Annotated in this window: 15 protein-coding genes; 9 read left to right on the top strand and 6 right to left on the bottom strand. The window is 66.1% G+C overall.

The window, feature by feature from the left end; translation table 11 throughout:
* Positions 1–54 precede the first annotated feature (54 nt).
* Positions 55–834: a hypothetical protein gene (locus C477_RS07160; RefSeq protein ID WP_008893788.1), complete on the top strand. Its 780-nt coding sequence runs from the start codon at positions 55–57 to the stop codon at positions 832–834.
* A gap of 7 nt (positions 835–841) precedes the next feature.
* Here the strand turns inward: C477_RS07160 and C477_RS07165 are convergent, their stop codons facing one another.
* Both C477_RS07165 and C477_RS07170 read right to left on the bottom strand, forming a co-directional pair.
* Positions 842–1,192, bottom strand: coding sequence for a hypothetical protein (locus tag C477_RS07165; RefSeq protein ID WP_008893789.1), 351 nt, complete (start codon positions 1,190–1,192; stop codon positions 842–844).
* Between the two features lie 36 nt (positions 1,193–1,228).
* Positions 1,229–2,110: a homoserine kinase gene (locus C477_RS07170; RefSeq protein WP_008893790.1), complete on the bottom strand. Its 882-nt coding sequence runs from the start codon at positions 2,108–2,110 to the stop codon at positions 1,229–1,231.
* Positions 2,111–2,212: 102 nt separating this feature from the next.
* Here C477_RS07170 and C477_RS07175 point away from each other — a divergent pair, with 102 nt between their 5' ends.
* Positions 2,213–3,607, top strand: a complete 1,395-nt coding sequence (locus C477_RS07175; protein ID WP_008893791.1) for an FAD-dependent oxidoreductase — start codon at positions 2,213–2,215, stop codon at positions 3,605–3,607.
* Positions 3,608–3,781: 174 nt separating this feature from the next.
* Here C477_RS07175 and C477_RS07180 read toward each other — a convergent pair whose 3' ends face one another.
* Complete coding sequence (locus C477_RS07180; protein ID WP_049914389.1) at positions 3,782–6,901, bottom strand: methyl-accepting chemotaxis protein; 3,120 nt, start codon at positions 6,899–6,901, stop codon at positions 3,782–3,784.
* A 273-nt stretch (positions 6,902–7,174) separates the two neighbouring features.
* Between C477_RS07180 and C477_RS07185 the strand changes: the two genes are divergently transcribed.
* A complete protein-coding gene (locus C477_RS07185) occupies positions 7,175–8,509 on the top strand; it encodes an ABC transporter substrate-binding protein (protein ID WP_169332646.1) in 1,335 nt (444 codons plus the stop codon).
* Positions 8,510–8,618: 109 nt separating this feature from the next.
* Here C477_RS07185 and C477_RS07190 read toward each other — a convergent pair whose 3' ends face one another.
* From C477_RS07190 to C477_RS07200, 3 genes are all read right to left on the bottom strand, one after another.
* Positions 8,619–9,890: an MFS transporter gene (locus C477_RS07190; RefSeq protein ID WP_008893794.1), complete on the bottom strand. Its 1,272-nt coding sequence runs from the start codon at positions 9,888–9,890 to the stop codon at positions 8,619–8,621.
* 96 nt (positions 9,891–9,986) lie between these two features.
* Positions 9,987–11,225, bottom strand: coding sequence for a polysaccharide deacetylase family protein (locus tag C477_RS07195; protein WP_008893795.1), 1,239 nt, complete (start codon positions 11,223–11,225; stop codon positions 9,987–9,989).
* Positions 11,226–11,360: 135 nt separating this feature from the next.
* The gene (locus C477_RS07200) at positions 11,361–11,957 is read right to left on the bottom strand and encodes a DUF6149 family protein (RefSeq protein WP_008893796.1); all 597 of its coding nucleotides are present in this window, start codon (positions 11,955–11,957) and stop codon (positions 11,361–11,363) included.
* A 266-nt stretch (positions 11,958–12,223) separates the two neighbouring features.
* Here C477_RS07200 and C477_RS07205 point away from each other — a divergent pair, with 266 nt between their 5' ends.
* The 6 genes from C477_RS07205 (at position 12,224) to C477_RS07230 (ending at position 19,148) form a co-directional block, all read left to right on the top strand.
* Complete coding sequence (locus C477_RS07205; RefSeq protein ID WP_008893797.1) at positions 12,224–13,468, top strand: NAD(P)/FAD-dependent oxidoreductase; 1,245 nt, start codon at positions 12,224–12,226, stop codon at positions 13,466–13,468.
* Positions 13,469–13,879: 411 nt separating this feature from the next.
* The gene (locus tag C477_RS23810; protein ID WP_008893798.1) at positions 13,880–15,037 is read left to right on the top strand and encodes a hypothetical protein; all 1,158 of its coding nucleotides are present in this window, start codon (positions 13,880–13,882) and stop codon (positions 15,035–15,037) included.
* 6 nt (positions 15,038–15,043) lie between these two features.
* Complete coding sequence (locus C477_RS07215; RefSeq protein WP_008893799.1) at positions 15,044–16,747, top strand: GMC family oxidoreductase N-terminal domain-containing protein; 1,704 nt, start codon at positions 15,044–15,046, stop codon at positions 16,745–16,747.
* Between the two features lie 201 nt (positions 16,748–16,948).
* On the top strand, positions 16,949–17,359 hold the full coding sequence (locus tag C477_RS07220; protein ID WP_008893800.1) for a DUF7124 domain-containing protein: 411 nt from the start codon (positions 16,949–16,951) through the stop codon (positions 17,357–17,359).
* A gap of 110 nt (positions 17,360–17,469) precedes the next feature.
* A complete protein-coding gene (locus C477_RS07225; protein WP_008893801.1) occupies positions 17,470–18,354 on the top strand; it encodes an aldo/keto reductase in 885 nt (294 codons plus the stop codon).
* A 35-nt stretch (positions 18,355–18,389) separates the two neighbouring features.
* Positions 18,390–19,148 carry a class I SAM-dependent methyltransferase gene (locus tag C477_RS07230; protein WP_008893802.1) on the top strand — a complete coding sequence of 253 codons (759 nt, stop codon included), beginning with the start codon at positions 18,390–18,392 and terminating at the stop codon, positions 19,146–19,148.
* Positions 19,149–19,233 lie beyond the last annotated feature (85 nt).

Raw genomic sequence — 19,233 nt, forward strand, 5'->3', positions numbered from 1 at the left:
GCACAACCGATCGGCAAGCGACTCCGTTATCTCCGTCTAGCACCTCCATTCCGTATGAGCCAGACGACGTCTCCATCTGCCGCCGAGCAACTATCGGACCGGCTCGAAGCGGGAACCGAGCGGTTGATCCGGGAAACCGCCGACGGCGAGCCGTCCGATTCGCTGTCGGCGACGGCGGCCGAACTGTGGGACGTCGTCGAGGAAGTCGACGACCTCCTCGAGACGATCGATCTCGAGAATCTGCCGGACGTCGTCGAGCTGTCGGCGCTACCGGATCTCCTCGAGCTAGACGGACTTTCCGACGCGATTCGCGAGAAGGATCCGGACCAGGTGCTGGATCTCAGCACGATTCGACGCGCCGTCAACCTTCACGAACTCTGGAACACCGTCGACCTCGTCGATTTCCAGACGGAGTTACGACAACTCAAGGCCGAACTCGAGGATGTCGTCGGTCCCGACGCGCTCGAGTCGTCCGGCGACTCCGAGGCAGCAGCGGACGTCAGATCGTTCGTCGACGAAATAAAACCCGACGCGGCGGACGCGGCGATCCAACAGAAGGCGAAAAAGGCCGCCAAAACGGCACGGAACGGGGTCATCGAGGGACACTCGAAATTCGAAACCCTGTACGAGTCGAAGCAACGAGGCTCCGGCTACGCCGGCCGGAAACCGGTGTCGAATAACCCGACTGCGGTCTCATCGGTGCCCTACGGCCCGCTCCCGGCCGGCATCTCTACGCGCGTGTCGACCGTGCCAGGGAACGTTCGCGGGGCCAAGGTCAACGCGCTTCCGCGGATCTACGGACGCCGCTGGAAGACGGCTCGCAGACCGCGGTAGCTCGAGGCTACCACCACGTCTCCGGCGGTGGAACGATCCCTGTTTCGACGAGCGCGAGAAACGTGAGATACGTCACCGCTCCGCCACAGAACAGTGACAACACGACCTCCGGTGCGGCGGTGGCGCCGACGGCGACGACGATCAGCGCCGCGACGAGGGACAGTCCCTCCACGAGCGGTCGTTCCCAGTAGTCCCGAACGGTCTCGTAGGCGCGAGCGGCTACGAGTTCGAAGACGATCGTGCCGAGTCCGCCGAGAGCGACTGCGAGGGGTGATAGCGACGCGTCGGCGAGGACGAACGCGATCCCGACGGCGGCGAGAACGAGTGTCGCGAGCGCGGCGTCGGTTCGGGTCCCCATGGGTTACTCGAGACGACTGGAACCAGGAATCGACGATCAGTCCCGGTACAGCGTCGCGCCCTCGCCGATCCGGGTCTGGTAGGCGCGACTCTCGATGCCGAGGGCGTCGAACGCGTCGATCATCGCGCCGGCGATCGCGCCCTGGTCGGGGCGGTGACAGGCCGCGAGGATGCCCGGCCCGGCGCCGCTGACGGTGACGCCCGTCGCGCCGGCCTCGAGGGCGGCGTCGCGAACGCGGTCGTAGCCGTCGATCAGGGCGGTGCGTTCGGGGGTGACGATGGCGTCTTCCATCCCGCGGCCGACGAGGTCGGGATCGTCACGGGTCATCCCGACGGTCAGCGTCGCGGCGTTGCCGACGGTGTCGACGACGTCCTCGAGGGCGGCTGAATCGGGGACGACCTCGCGCGCGTCGCGCGTGGAAACGGACATCTCGGGGAGGCAGGCGACGACGGGGATCGAGGCGTCGAGCTGCGTGACGCCGTCGTCGGTGACGACGGTAAAGCCGCCCAGCAGCGAGGGGGCGACGTTGTCGGCGTGGGCCTCGCCGGAGACGAGCGCCTCGCCCTCGGCGGCGACGGGGACGAGCTCCTTCCGGGAGAGCCCGCGGTCGTAGAGCGCGTTGAGCGCGACGGCCGCGGCGGCCGCGCTGGCCGCCGAGGAGCCAAGCCCCGAAGAGGGGCGCACGCCCTTGTCGATCTTGATGTGGGCCGGCGCGTCGAGGGCGTCGGCGACCGCTCCGACAGTGTTCTGTTCCGGATCCTCCGGAATGTACTGGCTGCCGGCGCCGGTCACGGTGATCCGCGTTTCCGGCGCGCGTTCGACTCGGACCACGTCGGCGGGCGTGCCGAGGGCGACACCGAAGACGTCGAAGCCACTCCCGAGGTTCGCACTCGTCGCGGGTGCCCGCACGGTGAGCATGCCGATTCCTTCCGAGACGGCAGGCAAAAAGGTAGCGGACCGCGACGGCCCGCCGGTCGACCGACCGCAATTGCAAAGAGTCGCTACCCCCGTTCACTCGATATGATCGGCGTCGTCGGCGGATCGCTGTCCGGACTCGCGGCCGCCTATCGCCTCCGCCAGCGCGGCTACGACGTTCGCGTCTTCGAACCGGGCGACGAACTAGGCGGCATCGCAGCCACGACCCCGCCTTCGACTTCGTCTTCACCGTCCCAGTCTCCGCCTTCGCCGTCCGGAACCCCCGCTGCGCCGCTCGAGCGCGTCCCCGTCTCGTTTACCCGTCCCGGGGACGAGGCCGTCCTCGAGTTGCTCGCGGAACTCGGCCTGTCCGATCGCCTCGAGTGGGGCCCGATCCGGACGGCGATGTACGTCGACGGCACTGTCCACCCCGTCGACGCGCCTTGGGAGTTTCTGGCCTACCCGCCGCTGTCGCTTTCGGATACCGCGCGTCTCGCCACGCTTCAGAGCGGGATCGATTGCCGCGGCCTCCCTCGGCGACGGCCGCGGTTCGACGCCTACGAGCCGTCGGACTACGGTGACGTCCCGGCGGCGGAGTTCGTCCGCGAGCACGCGAGCGACGCCGTCTACGAGCGGTTCTACGGACCGCTGCTCGAGGCTCGCTTCGGCTCGGCGGCGTCGGACGTCAGCGCCGCGTGGGTGCTCGAGCACTGTCGCGGACGGCGGGAGCGGACCCGGTTCGGCCGGGAGATGCGGGGCTATTTCGCCGAGAGCGCGGCCGTCCTCGTCGAGTCGCTGGTCGACGCCGTCGGTCGCGAGCGGATCACGACGAACGCGCGCGTGAGCGAACTTGGGACGACGGACGGCGCCGTCGAGTCGATCACCGTCGACCGAGGCGGCGCGAGCGAGCGCCACGCCGTCGACGCGATCGTGCTGGCGACCGTCCCCGAGGGCTTCGAGTCGTCGCTGGGTTCCCCGTCGGCGTCGTTCCGAACGCGGACCTGTCTGCGGGTCTCGACGAGTGCCGAGACGCCGCTGACCGACGCCTATCGCGTGACGATGGTCGACGACGCCCCGTTCGGCGAACTCGTCGCGCCGACGCTGCTGCGCTCGCCCGACGCGCCCGGCGGGCACCAGTACTACCTGCTCGACGGCGGCGAAGCGGTCGCCGAGGATCGCTCGAGCGCGACGGTCGAACGGCGGTGGCTCGAGGCGCTGGCGACCCGGTTCTCGGCGTTCGACCGGAACGATCTCGTCGCCGTCGACTCGACGCGGATCCGGCAGCCGGTTCCCGACGGCGTTCACTCGAGCGTCGACGGGATGTCTTCGAACGAGCGCACGATCGACACACCCGACGGACTCTACGACGCGACGGTCGTCCGGCAGCCGCAGTTCCCCCAGCGACGGGCCGGCGGCGCGCTCGAGACCGGCCTGCGTTGTGCGCGGGCGGTCTCCGAGTCGAGTCGCCGCGTCTCGGTTCGACAGCCGGCGGACCACTGAGCGGTGAGTGGGTACTGGTACTGCCGTCCCTGATGAGAGCGGTGGCTTCGCCACGACTGGAGCCCCGGCTCAGCGCGGATCCCGTTTCGATCGTAGGTAAAATGACAGCGATGCCCGGCGGCGAATCACCGCCGGAATTGATCGCCCCGAAACGACTCGAGTCGCGTGTTCGCTCTACTCGTCCGTGTTGCCGAACGTGAACACGTCGTCGTTCTCGTCGGTGTCGTCGGTATCGGCCGTCTCCGTCTCGTCGGGACTGGCCGTCTCAGCGTCATCCGACTCGCCGTCTTCGACCGGCTCGATCGCCACCGCCGAGTCCGCGTCGTCCGCGAGCGGATCCGTCGCGTCCGTCACGGCGTCCTCGGAGCCGTCGGTCTGGTCGGCGTCGGCTGCCGATTCGTCGGGCTCGTCGTCATCGGCTGCCGGGTCGCTGGCGGCCGTGCCGTCGTCGTCGATCCCGAGGATCTCCTCGGCACCGAGTTCGTCGCCGGCGGTCGTCTCATCGTCGGCCGTCGGCTCTTGGTTCGACCGGTCGGACTCCTCGAGATCGTCCGGGGCGGGGGCCGGCGTCGGCTCGGCCTCGATCTCGCCCTCGGTCGTCGATCCGCTGTCCGTGATCGACGCCTGCTCGTCCGACTCGGACGACGCCGCGTCGGCGTCCGGAGCCGGCGCGGCTTCGGCATCGGCCGCCTCAGCGGCCGGCTCGACGTCGTCGGACTCGGTTTCCGCCGGCTCGGCCTCGAACGACTCGGTCGGCCGTGCCGCGTCGCGTTCGGTCGCCTGCTCGGTGGTCGTCTCGGGCGACTCGAACGTCTCGCTTTCGTCGGTCGAGAGGGTGATTCCCTGTCCTTGCTGGTCGCGCTCGGACTCCCGCGTCTGCTCGTCGGACTGTGACTCGTCTCCGTCCGCGTCGACCGCGGCGTCGAACTCGGACGTACTCGTCGCGGCGGTCGGATCGCCATCGGCGTCCGAATCGGAGTCGTCCTCGAGTTGCTCGCGACTGATGTCGGTCTCGAAGCGGTCGAGCGCTTCGGAGAGCTCCGCGGCCTGGCCGGAGAGGTCGGAGGCGGACCGGGTCACTTCGGTCAGGGCCGTGGTCTGCTCTTCGGCGGCGGCGGCGACGTTCTCGGCCTCGGTGGTCGTCTCCTCGGAGATCGTCGCGGCGTCGTCGACCATCGCGACGACTTCCTGCGTCGAGGCGGCCTGCTCTTCGGTCGCGGCGGAGATCTCCTGGACGCCCACGTTGGTCTCCTGGGCGAGGTTGGCGATCTCTTCTAAGGCTTCGACGGCCTCGGTGACCTGCTCGCTGGCGGCCTCGATCTGGTCGCTGGTGCCCTCGACCTCGTCCGCGGACCGCTCGGTGTGTTCGCGGATCGCCTCGAGGCGGTCCTCGGCTTCGTCGGCCGCCTCGGCGACGTCCTCGGAGAGCGCCTTGACCTCCTTGGCGACGACGGAGAACCCTTCGTCGTCCTTCCCGCCGGCCGAGCGGGAGGCCTCGATGTTGGCGTTCAGCGCCAGCATGTTCGTCTGGCGGGCGATCTCGGAAATGGTGTTGATCAGTTCGTCGATCTGCTGGACCTCCTGTTCGAGGCGGCGGATCTCGCTGACGGCGTCCTCCGCCTCGGTCTCGATCTGGTCCATCGCGGTGACCGCTTCCTGGGCGGCCTCCTGTCCTTCCTGGCCGGTGTCGACGGTCTGTTCGGCGATGTCCGCGACCTCGTTCGAGGAGGCGGCGATCTCCTCGGTGGTCGTTGAGAGGCCGCTCATCTCCTGGGTGACCGACTGCAGCGACTGGTTCTGTTGCTCGGCGCCGTCGGAAATCTCCTGGATCGACTCCGTGACCTGCTGGGAGGCGGAGCGAACCTCCTCGCTGGAGGCGGTCACCTGCTCGGAGGCGGTCGCGACGTCGGTCGCGAACCGGTTGAGATCGGCGACGGTTTCCTCGATCTCCTCGAGCATGTCGTTGAAGTCCTCGGCGATCTCCGCCATCGCCTCGTTGTCCGTCTCGGCGTCCAACCGGGCGGTCAGGTCGCCGTCGGCGGCCGCTTCCATCACGTCGCTGTACTCGTCGGCCGTCCGCTCGAGTTGGTCGTTGATCTCCGCGATGCGCTCGCGCTCGCGTTCGGCGTCCTCGCGTGCGGATTCGGCCTCTTCGATCTGTTCGCCTAAGGCGACGCGCATCGAGTCGAAGCCCTCGTAGAGCCGGCCGATGTTGTCGATGCGTTTGGTCTCGAGGTCGACGCTGAGGTCGCCCTCTTCCATCTTGCTGGCCTTCTCGGTGAGACGGTCGATCGAAACGGCGGTGTTCCGACCGAGGACGACGCCGATCACACCGATCATGAGCACGCCCACGATCGTCGCGATGCCGCCCCACCGACCGATTGTGGTGACGAACCCGAGCGCCTGATCGGCCGGTTCGTGGGTCACGATGACCCAGTCGGTACCGAAGATACGGGCAGAACTCGTGACGTACTCGCCCTCGTTCCCGAAGTCGTAGGCGTTGTTCTCGAAGGCCAGCGACGAACTGTCGACCTGCTGCGTAGTCGCTCCCTCGGTTCGGGCGGACTCCAAGAGACCCGTGTTGCCACCGTACGCCATGCCGAGCGTCTCGTGGGATTCGCTGTAGTCCTCCGTGTTATCGAGCATAACCTCGTTGTCGCCGTCAAGAACCATCGTCGTGACACCGTCATCGTTCTGCAGCTGGTTCGCGTAGGCTTCGAGATTGGCGGTGTAGATGATCGCCCGGTCCTCGTTTTCGGCCGAGAGTTGGACGTAGGTGATCACGGTGGTATTCTGACCGAATCCGCCCTCGGCGAGGTAGGCGTCAGAGACCCAGGGGACGTTTTCGGTGGCCGTCGAGTACGCCTCGTCGGGAACGTTGTCGATCTCGGTAGTCGCCCTATCGCGGTACGCCTCGTTGGTACTCGCCGTCACGGTGTCGTTGTTGAGGTCGACGTAGGAGATATCGAACGTGTCAGCATCTAAGTGCTCCTGCCAGTCGAGGAAGCGGTACTGGATCGTTTCCGGATCGTCGCTGGCGACGACGTCGGATCGGGCGATCGTCCCGATCGTGTGTTCGTTCTGCTCGTTCCACATCTGTAGGCTCTGTGCTTCCTGTTCGGCCGAAGAAGCGTGATCTGCCTGAACCCGGTCTTCTACCTGATTCGTGATTGCTCCCGTTGCACCGGCTCCGAGTAGCCCTACCGAGAGCCCGAGAATCAACAACGCGATTCCGAACTTCACTGCATACCTGCGTCGGATAGCTGTCGGCACCAACCGTCGAACGAAATCCATGATAGCGTACGGGTGATTTCGTTACTACATAAATGGTGATCTGCAGTTATCAGTACTGATAATGGAGGCCAATAAATGTATGTGTTGTTAAATCCACGACAATAGTATATGAATGGTGCAATAGGAATTATTCTGAGAATATCGAGTATGTATCCTGGATTAAATCAATGGTTCTAACAGACTCTCTCTGCTGTCGTGCCTGCCGGACTGTTTCCCTTGCTCATGCTATTCTCCGCAAACGTTAAGAAACGTAGGTCGAAACAACTGTTCAATATGAACGACAATACCCTCAGGAATGGGGACGGTAATACTTCTGCTGGCGCTACTCAGCGACGCGATCTCGATCGCCGTCACGTGCTCAAAACGACGGCTAGCGGAGTGGTCGGTCTCTCACTAGCGGGCTGTATCGAGACCGTCGGATCGGTCGTGGGGAGCGCCGATATCGATCCGGTTACGATCGGCGTTCTGGCACCCGATCCGGACAGCAACTCCACCGGGCAATCGATCGTCGAGGGTGCCGAAATCGCTCGCGACCAACTCAACGACGACGACGGAATCGACGGTCGAGCCGTCGAGTTGGCCATTGGCGACACGAACGGGAGTCCGCCCGAGGCACGCCGTCAGTACCAGCGGCTCGTTCTCGAGGAAGGCGCGGACGTTACGATCGGCGTCGCCACCTCCGAGGTGCTCATTCACTTGATGGACGACATTGCCGAGCAGGAGATCCCCCATCTCACGGTCGGTTCCGCGACGACGGCGGCGAGCCAGATGGTCAGCGACCAGTACGAGGAGTACAAGTACCATTTCCGTGTCGGTCCGATCAACGACGTGAACCTCGCCGAGACCCAGATCGATTTTCTGGACGAGATGGGACCTGAACTCGACTGGGGCTCCGTCGCTATCCTCGTCGAAGACTACGATTGGACCGAGAGACTGTGGGAGGTGTACCAGAACCAATTGGGTGACACGGCCGTCGACGTTGCGATGCAAAAGCGGTACGAACCGGCGACCGACGATTTCTCGGACATCTACGACGAGGTCGAACGGACGGGAGCCGACGCGGCGATCATTGCGGCAGCCCACACTGGGACCCAGGCCGTGATGGATTGGGGGCCAGCGGAACGGCCGTTCGCCTTCAACGGAATTCACGTGCCGATGCAGCTGTCCTCGTACTACGGAAGGGTCGACGGCGCCTGCCGCTACGCGACCGGGTACGCCTTTGCGACACCGACCACCGAAATCACCGAAAAGACCCTGCCGTTCGTCGACGAGTACCAGCGCAGGAACGACGGGTCCGCGCCCGTCTACACCGGCTACATCTCGTTCGACGCGGTCAAACTCTTCGCGAAGGCGGTCGAGGAGGCCGGAACGTTCGACTCCGACGACCTGGTGAGCGAACTCGAGGACATCTCCGTTACCGGGACGACCGGAACCATCGAGTTCCACGACTCGAGCCACGAGCACGCCCACGACGTCATCTACGGTGAAGACAACGTCCACCCGCTGTTCTTCCAGTGGCAGGAGAACGACGACGGGACGGGCGTCCAGCAGACTATCTGGCCCGAGGAGCACAAGACGGCCGACTACGCCGAACCGGACTGGTTTTAACAGCGACTCGAGTCGACGGAGCCGTTCTATTCGTCCCTCGCTTTGCCGTTTGATCGGTCCCTTCGGCCGTCGGTACGCTGTCCCGTTCGGACCCTCTAACCGTACAGTGTCAATCGTCCGCTTCGGCTTCGATTTCCCTCGCGTCGGTCGCGAGCCGCCCGCTACCGACCAGTAGGCCGCCCGCGAGCAGGCCGCCGACGAGGGCGAAGCCGGCGATCAACGCGAAGAACGCCGCGAGCGGGAAGCCGCCGAGGACGAAGCCGCCGATGGCGATGCTCGCCGAGCCGAAGCCGAACTCGCCGAGGTAGGTGTAGCCGTACGAGAGCCCGCGACTGTCTGCGGGCGTGTAGACCGCGACGGCGTTCTGGTAGAACGGCTGGATCGCGAACAGGAAGAACCCGAAGGCGCCACAGAGCGCCGCGATCGCGACGATCCCCATGCCGGTGACGGGAACGAACGCGACGGCCAGCACCGCGAGGACGGCGAAGATGGCGATCATCCCGCGGGCCGGCGCCACGCGGTCGGTCAGTTTCCCGCCGGCGTACTGGCCCGCCATCCCGACGACCAGCAGTCCAACGTAGATGTAATCGGCCGGCTCGATCCCCTCGAGGCTCGCGGGGACGGCGAAGCCGGCCATCGCCTCGAGGCCGTGGAGGATCTCGGGCAGGTAGGTCAACATCCCGCGGTAGTACAGCCCTTCGAACATCACGATGGCGAAGACGACGGCGAACGCGCTCGCGAACAGCGTCCGCGTCTCCGCGAACAGTTCCGAGACCGACAGCGCCTCGTCAGGGCTGGCGTCGACGTCGTCGTCGACGGCCGCCGTCGGATCGAACGACGCGCTGAGGCCGTACAGCACTGCGAGAACGCCGGGGACGGCCAGAATCGCCGCGACGAGCTCCCAGTCCAAGACGACGAGCAGCGTCGCCGTGACGAACGGGCCCAGGGCGATGCCGGCGTTGCCGGCGATCCCGTGCCAGGCGAAGACGGTGCCCCGCTCCTCGACGCCGGTGCTGATGAGCGCCAGCCCGGCGGGGTGGTAGATACTGGCGGCGACTCCCCACAGGACGAGGGCGACGGCGATCGCGTAGACCGACCTCGCGAACGAGAGGATGAGGAAGGCCCCGCTCATCCCCGCGAGACAGTACAGGATGAGCCGCTTGGTCTCGTATCGGTCCGAAAGGATACCGCTCGGCAGCGCGCCGATTCCGAAGAGCGCGTAACCGAGCGCGACGACCTGTCCGAACAGGGCGACGCCGGTGTCGAACGTATCGAGCCAGACCACCAGAAAGATCGGGATCGACGTCTCGAACCAGTGGACGAGCGCGTGGCCGGCCATGGTGAAGCCGGCGATCGACCGATCATTGCTATCGAGTGCCATCGAATCGTCTCGTTGTTAAAATGGGTCTCTCCGGACACTTAGCGGCTTGGATCCCGACACCGCCCGATTCCCCCTGATAGGCGCGGGGTCGAGCCCTTAGAACAGGAACCGCTCCTCGAGGTCCCGGGGGAGAATCACCTCGAGTTCGCCCTTCGACTCGTACTCGCGGATCGTTTCGATCATCGTCTCGAAGGCCTCGAGGTGGTCGCCCTCGAGGCGGTGGAAGAAGAGACCGGTGATTCCGCGTCGTTCGACGGTGTGCTCGAGCGCGGTCCGGACGCGGTCGGCGCTGGGATTGCCGATTCTGGAGGCCAGTTTCGTATTCGTCGTATACCCCTGGGCCGGCGGGCCGCCGCCGAAGCCGATCGAGTGGTACTCGTCGACGAGTTCGATCGACGTCGCGTCGTACTGGCCGAACGGGTAGGCGAAGTAGTCGGCGCCGTCCTCGAACCCTCGCTCGACGAGCCACTCCTTGCCCGCTCGGATCTGGGCCTCCTGTTCGTCGGCGTCGAGTTCGGGCAGTTTCGGGTGGTTCTTCGCGTGGTTCGCGACGCACCAGCCGGCGTCCCGGAGTTCGCGGAGCTGGTCGGTCGTCAATCGGGGATCGCCGCCGACGTCGCCGCCGCCGATGTACCCGGAGTTGACGAACGTCGTCGCGGGATAGTCGTGCGACTCGAGGCGCGGCAACGCTTCCGTGTAGTCGGTGACGTGTGCGTCGTCGAACTGGATCATCACCTGCCCCGTCTCCGGCCGCGGCGTGAAGTGAAGGTCGTCGAACCAGACCGTCCGTCGGTCCCCCTCGGCCGTCCAGAGGCGCAGGGACACTTTCCGGACGCTCGCCGCGTCGAACGCCGGATCGGTCTCGCTGACGCCGAAGTTGTACCGCTCGAGGGGGAGGTCGCCGACGATTCCGCGACGGTACTCGATCGCGGCACCCTCGTCGTCGACCAGTCGGAGCCACGGGACGACGAGTTCGTCCGCCGCGACGGCGACGCCGGGAACGACGTCGGTGAGATCGCGCGGGTCGGCGAACGTCCTCGTGAGTCTGGCCATTTGCTCGGTCTCGCCGACCGTCAGTCGAGCGCTCTGCGAGCCGACGGCGGCGCGGTCCGGATCCGCCGTCAGCGTCCCGCCGGCGACCGCCCATGCCTCGAGGTCCTCGAAGTCGTCGACGGTTCCGGCGGCGTCGGGGAAATCCGGGGCGGGATCGCTCGCCGGCGGCGACGAGTCGTCGCCGTTCTCTGCGTCCTCGTCGAGCGCGGGCGAGTTGGCACAGCCCGCCAGCCCGAGTCCCGCCGCCGACGTTGCTGCCGCGAGATACGTTCGTCGGTTCATCGACGGAAAACAAATCTGCAAACAATATTGTTACTGTTAGATTACTATCCGGTAGACGAGAACAAACGTCGAAAACGACAGTGGGAAATACGGGCTCGATCGCGAGTAGGCGCGGCAGAATGGACCGGAAGTCGGTCAGTCGGCTTCGATATCCTCGTCCCCGAGATCGACCGCCGTCGAGACGTCGGCGTCGTCCGGTTCGTCCTGGCCGCCCACGACGAGGTCACCCTCCTCGGTCTCGACGTAGACGTCGTCGGCGAATCCGCCCTCCGCGTGGGGGTGTTCGGGGTCGTCGAGTTTTTCGGGCGTCGAGGGCGCCTCGGGAAGTCCCTCCGGCGGTTCGAACTGGCCGAGCGGGTCGTCGATCGTGATATCCCATCGCTCGAAGAAGTCGCCGTAGCGCTCGTGGTGGGCCTCGAGTTCGTCGACCGGAATCTCCATCATCTCGGTCCAGCCGTGGTTGTAGAAGTCGAAGTTGGCCTGAATGTGGGTGATCTCGCGGGCTTCGGCCTCGGAAAACCCTTCCTGCAGCGCTCGCAGGTAGCTATCCATCGTCGCGTCGAAGAGGGCGTCGAGGTGGTCTTTTCGCTCCTCGGCGTGAGCGGGGTCGGCCTTCCCGGTGAAGATTTTCGTGTGCAGTCTGACCAGCCCCGCGTTGGCGACCGAACGGACGCCCGGCGTCTCGAGGGCCTTCCGATAGGCGAAGTGTTTCGCGTTTTGACGGAGTTTCATGCGACGATGTAGGGAGCAGCGCCTAAAGAACGGTTCGGACAACTATGAAGGCCGGCCGCGATACCGACGGCTCGCTCGGACGGGTGACCGTCAGAGATAACAGCAAACCTTGCGAAGTCAACTATCGGAAACGAAAGATCGACGTGTGATTACCGATTTGAAGGTTCGAATCCGATTTCAGCATACAACTGTTGCAGGGAAACTCCCGATGGGTAAAATAGACGAGATAGCAACCCACTTTAACCCGCATTACGAACGGTCCGAATATGACCCATTACGTGATCATCGGTGACGGTATCTCCGGCAGTTCGGCTGCCGAGACCCTCCGGGAGGAGGATCCGGAGGCGACGATTACCGTCATCACCGATGAGGGGGAGCCACTGTATAACCGCATTCTCATCAAGGAACACGCGAAGGGCAAACTGCCGGAAGCCCCGATCTCGATTCACCAGGAAGACTGGTACGACGAGCGCGATATCGACCTCTCCCTGAACACCCACGTCACGAGCGTCGACACGGACGAGCGGGTCGTCCACACCCACGACAACGGCGATATCGAGTACGATAAGCTCCTGGTCGCGACCGGCGGGACGCCGACGCAGCTCCCGGTCGAAAACAGCGACGCCGACGGCGTCCACCACTTTTGGACGTTCGAGGACGCCCGCGGGATCCGCGAGCACGCCGAGCAGTCCGACCGCGGCGTCATCGTGGGCGCCGGCCTGCTGGGCATCGACTTCGCGGCCGTCTGCGGCGCGCAGGGCATCGAGGCCGACTACCTGATGCGCGGCGACCGCTGGTGGCGCTACGCGCTCTCGGCCGACGGCGCCGAGATCATGCACGAAGGCATGCGCGAGGTCGGCGTCGAACCGGTCTTCGACAGCGGCGTCGACCGCTTCGAAGTCGACGACGACGGCCACGTCACCGCCGCGGTCGACCCCAACGGTGACCGCTACGACTGTGACTTCGCCGGCGTCGCCATCGGCCTCACCTTCAACACGGAGTTCCTCCGCGGAGCCGGCCTCGAGCAGAACAACGGACTCGTCGTCGACGAGTACATGCAGACCAACGTCGACGACGTCTACGCCGCCGGCGACATCACGCGCTTCTACGACGTCCTGCTGGGCGATCAGGCCCAGAACGGCTCGTGGGGCTCGGCCAAGGAGCAGGGTCGCGTCGCCGCGGTCAACATGGCCAACGACGCCGAGGCAGAGGAGTTCGAGTGGGTCTCCTCGTACTCCATCACGCACTTTGACTTCCCGTTCCTTTCGTTCGGTCACCCGACGCTCGGCGACGAACACGCCGAGCGCAAGTACAGCGACACCGAGTGGCGCCGCATCGCCTTCAAGGACGGCAAGATCGTCGGCGGCGTCCTCATCGGCGACCTCTCGCCCCAGAGCAAGTTCAAACAGCTGATGCGCGAACAGCGCGAGGTCGCCGACCAGGCCGAGGTCCTCCTCCAGCAGCAGGTCGACCTCGACGAGCTGGCCCTGGCACAGGAACAGTCCCAGTAACGCGGCGCCAGCGGCCGACGGGGTCGACCGGCAGCCCCCCGTCTCTCGGCGACGACCGCTTCGTTTTCGCGGCGGATTTTCGATCGCGACTCGAGTCACTTCCCCCGTTACCGTCGAACGCGTTCGTACCGATCTAGCGGTTCCGACTCCCTCGTTCTGCCGACGGTATCGACGATGACCGGGATTCATTCACGGATGGACGCGGATAGCTGAATCTAACTATGTATAAAAATGCTGGTAACAGCTATCAGTAGTATTGAAATTCACTTCGGCAATAAACATTATAAGACTGCCATCAAAAGGAGAGGTAACAGCAGTTGCGGGGGGTGGGGAGAACGCACTGAGGACAGCAACGCGGAACGACATGGGGGGCACAGACGTGGGAAACGCGATCGGAACCGAACGCAGTAAATGAGAGACAAGAGCGAACACGAACGAGCGGTATCGAATCACGAGATCGACAGGCCGGCCGGCGGCTCGAGCGAGTCGCCCGCGGTGTCGCGGCGCTCGCTGATGCTGGGGGCCACCGGTGCAGCCGGGATCGCCGGGCTCTCGCTGCCCGCGGCGGCCGCGGGCTGGTGGGAAGAAGAAATCGACATCGACGAGCACACGCGACAGACCTACCGATCGATCGTCGACGCGATCATTCCCGAGACGCCGAAGCGCGACGGCGTGCAGGAACCGGGCGCGCTCGCGATCGATCTCGAGGAGTACCTGATCTGGAACGTCGAACACGGGACCGGGCAGTCCCACCAGCGCGACCGCGCTCCGGGCCGAAAGCGCGGCCGCGGCCGCGGGAACGGTCGCGGACGAGGCCGTGGAAAGGGACGCGGACGCGGACACGGCGAAAAGGACGACCGCAACGACGGTCGCGCCGACCGGGAGGCACTTCGCGTCGACCTGCCAGCCGACGAGAACGGGCTCGAGCAACTGGTCGCGGGGCTCGAGTCGGAACTCGGGTTCTCGACCGAGTCGGACCTGGGGATGTCCCGGTCCGACGTCTTCGGCTCGCTGGCCGGACTCGAGCTTCGCGTCGTCGGCAACGGCGACTCGGTGCTGACCGTCGAGACGGCCTCGCGGGACGGCTCGATCGAGGAGATGACGAACAAGCAGTCGGAACTGCCCCTGGCGACGCTGCACGCGACCGTGCTCGACCTCTACGCGCTGGTCTTCGTGCTCGGCGGCGGGAACCGAAAGAACATCCGGCCGAGACGGAAGTTCGCCGGCGGCGGCTTCTTCACGTTCCTCGCGCCGATCGACCGGGTCCAGTGTCTGCTGTTCGTGATCGACTCCTACGACTCGCTGGAGACAGTCGCCGACGTGATCCTTCCGGAGGCGATTCTGGCGAAGAAGCTCTCCGGATCGATGCTCAGCCTGACCGCGTACGGCTACTACTCCGAGTGGTCGGGGTACGAAGACGGCACGGAGCCGATGGCCGACCGGGACCTGGAAACTCCCGCGGGCGCGGTGCAGGGTCACCGACAGACGGGCTACCCCGGGCCGGCCGACGGCCACGCCGGACTCCACGAGGCCCCGATCGAATCGTTCGACGACAACGACTGGAAGTGAGACACAATGACGAGTAATACCGACGTAATCGTAATCGGCGCAGGCGGCGACGGCCCCGCACTCGCGTGGCAGCTCGGCGCACACGGACTGGACGTACAGATCATCGAGGCGGGCCCGTGGCACGGCAACGAGAAGTGGCCCCGGCCACACGAGGAGCCCGGCGCGACCGAGAGCTCCGACCCCGACGACCTCAACGGGGAGCTCTTAGACCGGCAGTTCAACGGCCTCGAGGACGACATGAACAACTCCGCGGCCGGCAAGCTCCGCCTCGGCCCCGCCGATCGCACGCAGGGCGCCTGGGAGTTCGAGACCGGCGGCGACCTCACCGTCAATCAGGTTAGCGGCGTCGGCGGCACGACGCTGCACTACTACGCGAACCACCCGCGGACGACGGTCCCGTCGGTCAACGACACCGACGACTGGCCGATCGAGTACGGCGATCTGGTGCCCTACTACCGGCTCATCGAGGAGAAGTTCGACTTCGGACCCGGCGCGACGGCGACGAAGGAGGCCGTGCTCTACGAGGGCGCGGAGCGGCTCGGGCTCGGCCTGAACGACGGGCTCAACGTGACCGACGACGACCTCCCGAGCTACCGGCCGACGCCGAGCCTGATCTCCCAGCCCGACGAGAAACTCGAGGACGAAGACTACGACGGTCCCTTCACCTACCCCGAGGTCGAGGGCAGCACGCTGGCCAACGATCACTATCGCGGTGCGTCGTCACCGCGGGGCGCCCCCGTCCGCGAGAAGGCTCGGAAGTCGAGCAACGTGAGCTGGGTCCCGGAGGCGCTGGACACGGGCAACGTGACGATCCGGCCGAACACCGTCGTAACCAACGTCCGGACCGAAGGCGGCGAAGCGACGGGCGTCGACTTCCGCGATACGTGGCGGGGGACGACCGGCAGCATGGACACCGACGTCGTCGTCATGGCCGCCGGCTCCCTGCAGACGCCGCGGCTCTGGCTCAACTCCGGCCTGCCCGACAACGGCTGGGTCGGCAAGGGGCTGACCCACCACTGGTTCGACGCCGTCCACGGCGTCTTCGAGCCCGACGCACTCGAGGATCTGGTCGGCGAGCGGGCGATCGATCCCCACGTCGGCCAGCCGTGGGGCGGCCGCGTCGAACTCGAGGAGGGGATCATCGGCGTCGTCAGCAACGCGCCGTCCCAGCACGGCGCGATGATGGGGACGAGCGCGGTCGGCCTGGCGGCGGACAACGACACCGACGGCGAGCCGTGGGACACCCACGGTCAACTCGTCGGCTCGGAGCTGAAGGACAAGATGGCCGACTGGCGGCGGACGGTCACGCTCCTGCTGAGCATCGACGACGAGCCGCTCCAGCACAACGGCGTGAGCCTGAGCGACGACGAGGACCAGAACGGCAACCTCGCGAAGATCGAGTGGCAGCCCAGCGAGGCCGACTACGTGAAACGCGAGACGCTGGCCCGGACCGGCTCCGAGCTCCTGCGGGCCGCCGGGGCCGAGCACGTCCACCGGACGAACATGGCGCCGTATCTCATCCACATCCACAGCACGATGTCGATGGGCCGCGTGATCGACGAGGGCGGCGAGGCCTTCGACGTCGACCGGCTGTTCGTCGGCGACCACAGCGCGATCCCCAACGGCCTGGGTGGACAGAATCCGACCCACACCGGGCAGGCGCTGGCTCTTCGAACGGCTGACTCGATCTACGAACGGTACTTCGAGTAGCGCCTGACCCGCCGGTCGGTCCGGTTGCGGTCTCTTCGCGGTCGTTTCTTCGTTCCTGCCGGCGGTAGCCGTTCGCGACTCGTTCCGACGAGCCAGAGCGGTCGCGCTGACGACCGACTGCCGCTCGTCGCTCGAATCCGCGGCTCCCGTTCCGTCGAAAGTATCGAAGTCGTTTTCCCGCGTGCGCGCCTTCGGTGACCTATGAACGGCGACAGCGACATGACCCTGGCGTTCGAGCTCGAGGCGCTGAAAGAGCTCGCCTCGCCCGAGAGCGTCTTCGAAGACGCCAGAGGCTGGACGGAGTACATCGGCGTCGTCTCCGAGAAACCCACGTACGTCGTGACGAACTTCACCCGGAAGAACCGCATCCGACAGGACTTCTTCTCCGGACCGCGTGGCAAAGCCGAGAGCCTCGAGGGCGTCAAAGACCAGTTCGACACCGACCGGTACGTCTTCATCGGCTCGACCGAGGAGGACGAACAGCTCGCCGACGAGGTCGACTGGGAGTACTTGGACGTCGAGAACGCCGCGGAGGCGGCCGACTGGATCATCGCCGCGAACACCGAGACGGGCGACGACGACGCCGAACCGGTCCGCGACGACTGGCCCTGAGGATTCGGTCCGATCGCGGCGTCTCGCTTCGTTCACTCGTTCTACTCACGCGGGCCGAATCGGGCTGCCGATGGCCCGTGACTTATGTGCAGCCTCGCCAATGGACTGGTATGGAAACGCGTGACTTGGGCCCGACCGGCCACGAAAGCACGATTGCGACCTTCGGTGCGATCGCGCTCAACTGGCTCGAGCAGGAGGGCGCGAACCAGATGGTCGAACTCGTTCTCGACCGCGGCGTCAACCACTTCGATGTCGCGCCGACCTACGGCGACGCCGAACGCAAGCTCGGTCCCAAACTCCGCCAGCACCGCGAGGAGATCTACCTCGGCTGCAAGACCCAGGAGCGGGACTATGACGGCGCGCGCCGCAAACTCGAGCGCTCGCTCGATCGGCTCGGCGTCGATCACATCGACCTCTATCAGGTCCACGGCCTCGAGTACGAGGAGGAACTCGAGGAGATCACGGGCGACGACGGCGCGCTCGCGGCGTTTCGCGACGCCAAGGAGGAGGGTCTGATCGGCGATATCGGCCTCACGAGCCACGGGAACCCCCAACTCATCCTCGACGCGATGGATCGGATCGACGACCTCGCAACGGTGATGTTCCCCCTGAATCCGGTCGTCGCCGCGAAGGACGACGACGACCACGATTACGAGGCCGTCCTCGAGCGCGCGGACGAGGCGGGGATCGGTACGCTCGGGATCAAGGCCTTCGCGAAGGGGTCGTGGCCCCCGACCGAGGAGTTGCCCGAAGCTGATCGGCCGTACGCCAACTGGTACGAGCCGGTGGATACGCCCGACGAGATCCGCGAACGGTTCGACTTCGCCGCGTCGCAAGGGCTCTCGACCGTCGTCTCGCCCGGCGATCCGAAGCTCGTCGCGATGGTGCTCGACGCCGCCACCCGGTACGACGGGATGGCCGAGAGCGCACAGCGCTCGCTCGTCGAGGAAGCACGACACGACGACAGCCCGGTCCCCGAACAGCTCCACCACTGAACCGCCCCCGACGGCGAGCCGACCCGCGAGACCACATGGACGTCCCACGCACCGTCACGACCGCCCTCGAGGACCGCCCGATCGAGGGCGCGGTCTGTCTGGAAGCCGGCGCCGGCGTCGGCAACGCGACGGCGGGGCTGCTCGCGAACGGCGCGGCGCGGGTCTACGCCGTGACCGACGATCGAACGCACGCGGAGACCACGCTCGAGCGCGTCCGATCGCCCACCGATGACGATGGCAACGACGACTCGAGACGAGCGCGCAATCGACTCGCCGTCCTCGAGGCCGACCTTCGGGCGCTCCCCCTTCCCGACGACGCCGTCGAGGTGATCACTGCACACGGGCTGTTCAACGTGGTTCCGCCCGCCGACCTCGATGCGATCGCCGGCGAGCTGACCCGCGTCGCCGCGCCGGGCTGTCACCTCCTCGTTGACGACTACGAGCCGTTGCCCGACGAGGCCGCCGTTCGCGACCTCTTCGCTCTCGAGAACGCGGCCGCACAGCTCGCCGACGGAGCGCCGATGGTGACCTTCTACCCGGCGGAAGCGCTCGGTCGGCTGTTCGCCGGCTACGGGTGGACGGTCGATCGGCACCGAATGCTGTTGGACCCCGTCCCGTGGACCGCGAGCCATCTCGAGGCCCACGCCGAGGTGGTTCGCTCGCGGGTCGACGCGCTCCCCGCGGACTCGGAACTGGGGGCCGCGTTGCTCGAACGGGCCGATGCCCTCGTCGAAGCGATCGGCTCGGAGTCGGCCGGCGAGATGTACAGCCTCGCCCTACGCCGGCCCGAGTGAGCGCCGGTGAAAGATTTCGGTCGGCGACTGCGGCCGTCGGCACACGCCTCGAGTCGTCGCCCTTTTGGCTCGTCCCCCCCAATGA

Origin of the sequence: Haloterrigena salina JCM 13891, from assembly GCF_000337495.1 — an archaeon.
Taxonomy (GTDB): Archaea; Halobacteriota; Halobacteria; order Halobacteriales; family Natrialbaceae; genus Haloterrigena; species Haloterrigena salina.

Excerpts from the sequence above, each read along its gene's own strand:
- C477_RS07200 (WP_008893796.1), bottom strand. The coding sequence starts at position 11,957 with ATGAAACTCCGTCAAAACGCGAAACACTTCGCCTATCGGAAGGCCCTC.
- C477_RS07175 (WP_008893791.1), top strand. The coding sequence starts at position 2,213 with ATGATCGGCGTCGTCGGCGGATCGCTGTCCGGACTCGCGGCCGCCTAT.
- C477_RS07215 (WP_008893799.1), top strand. The coding sequence starts at position 15,044 with ATGACGAGTAATACCGACGTAATCGTAATCGGCGCAGGCGGCGACGGC.
- C477_RS23810 (WP_008893798.1), top strand. The coding sequence starts at position 13,880 with ATGAGAGACAAGAGCGAACACGAACGAGCGGTATCGAATCACGAGATC.
- C477_RS07205 (WP_008893797.1), top strand. The coding sequence starts at position 12,224 with ATGACCCATTACGTGATCATCGGTGACGGTATCTCCGGCAGTTCGGCT.
- C477_RS07225 (WP_008893801.1), top strand. The coding sequence starts at position 17,470 with ATGGAAACGCGTGACTTGGGCCCGACCGGCCACGAAAGCACGATTGCG.
- C477_RS07190 (WP_008893794.1), bottom strand. The coding sequence starts at position 9,890 with ATGGCACTCGATAGCAATGATCGGTCGATCGCCGGCTTCACCATGGCC.
- C477_RS07185 (WP_169332646.1), top strand. The coding sequence starts at position 7,175 with ATGAACGACAATACCCTCAGGAATGGGGACGGTAATACTTCTGCTGGC.
- C477_RS07170 (WP_008893790.1), bottom strand. The coding sequence starts at position 2,110 with ATGCTCACCGTGCGGGCACCCGCGACGAGTGCGAACCTCGGGAGTGGC.
- C477_RS07230 (WP_008893802.1), top strand. The coding sequence starts at position 18,390 with ATGGACGTCCCACGCACCGTCACGACCGCCCTCGAGGACCGCCCGATC.
- C477_RS07195 (WP_008893795.1), bottom strand. The coding sequence starts at position 11,225 with ATGAACCGACGAACGTATCTCGCGGCAGCAACGTCGGCGGCGGGACTC.
- C477_RS07220 (WP_008893800.1), top strand. The coding sequence starts at position 16,949 with ATGAACGGCGACAGCGACATGACCCTGGCGTTCGAGCTCGAGGCGCTG.
- C477_RS07160 (WP_008893788.1), top strand. The coding sequence starts at position 55 with ATGAGCCAGACGACGTCTCCATCTGCCGCCGAGCAACTATCGGACCGG.
- C477_RS07165 (WP_008893789.1), bottom strand. The coding sequence starts at position 1,192 with ATGGGGACCCGAACCGACGCCGCGCTCGCGACACTCGTTCTCGCCGCC.
- C477_RS07180 (WP_049914389.1), bottom strand. The coding sequence starts at position 6,901 with ATGGATTTCGTTCGACGGTTGGTGCCGACAGCTATCCGACGCAGGTAT.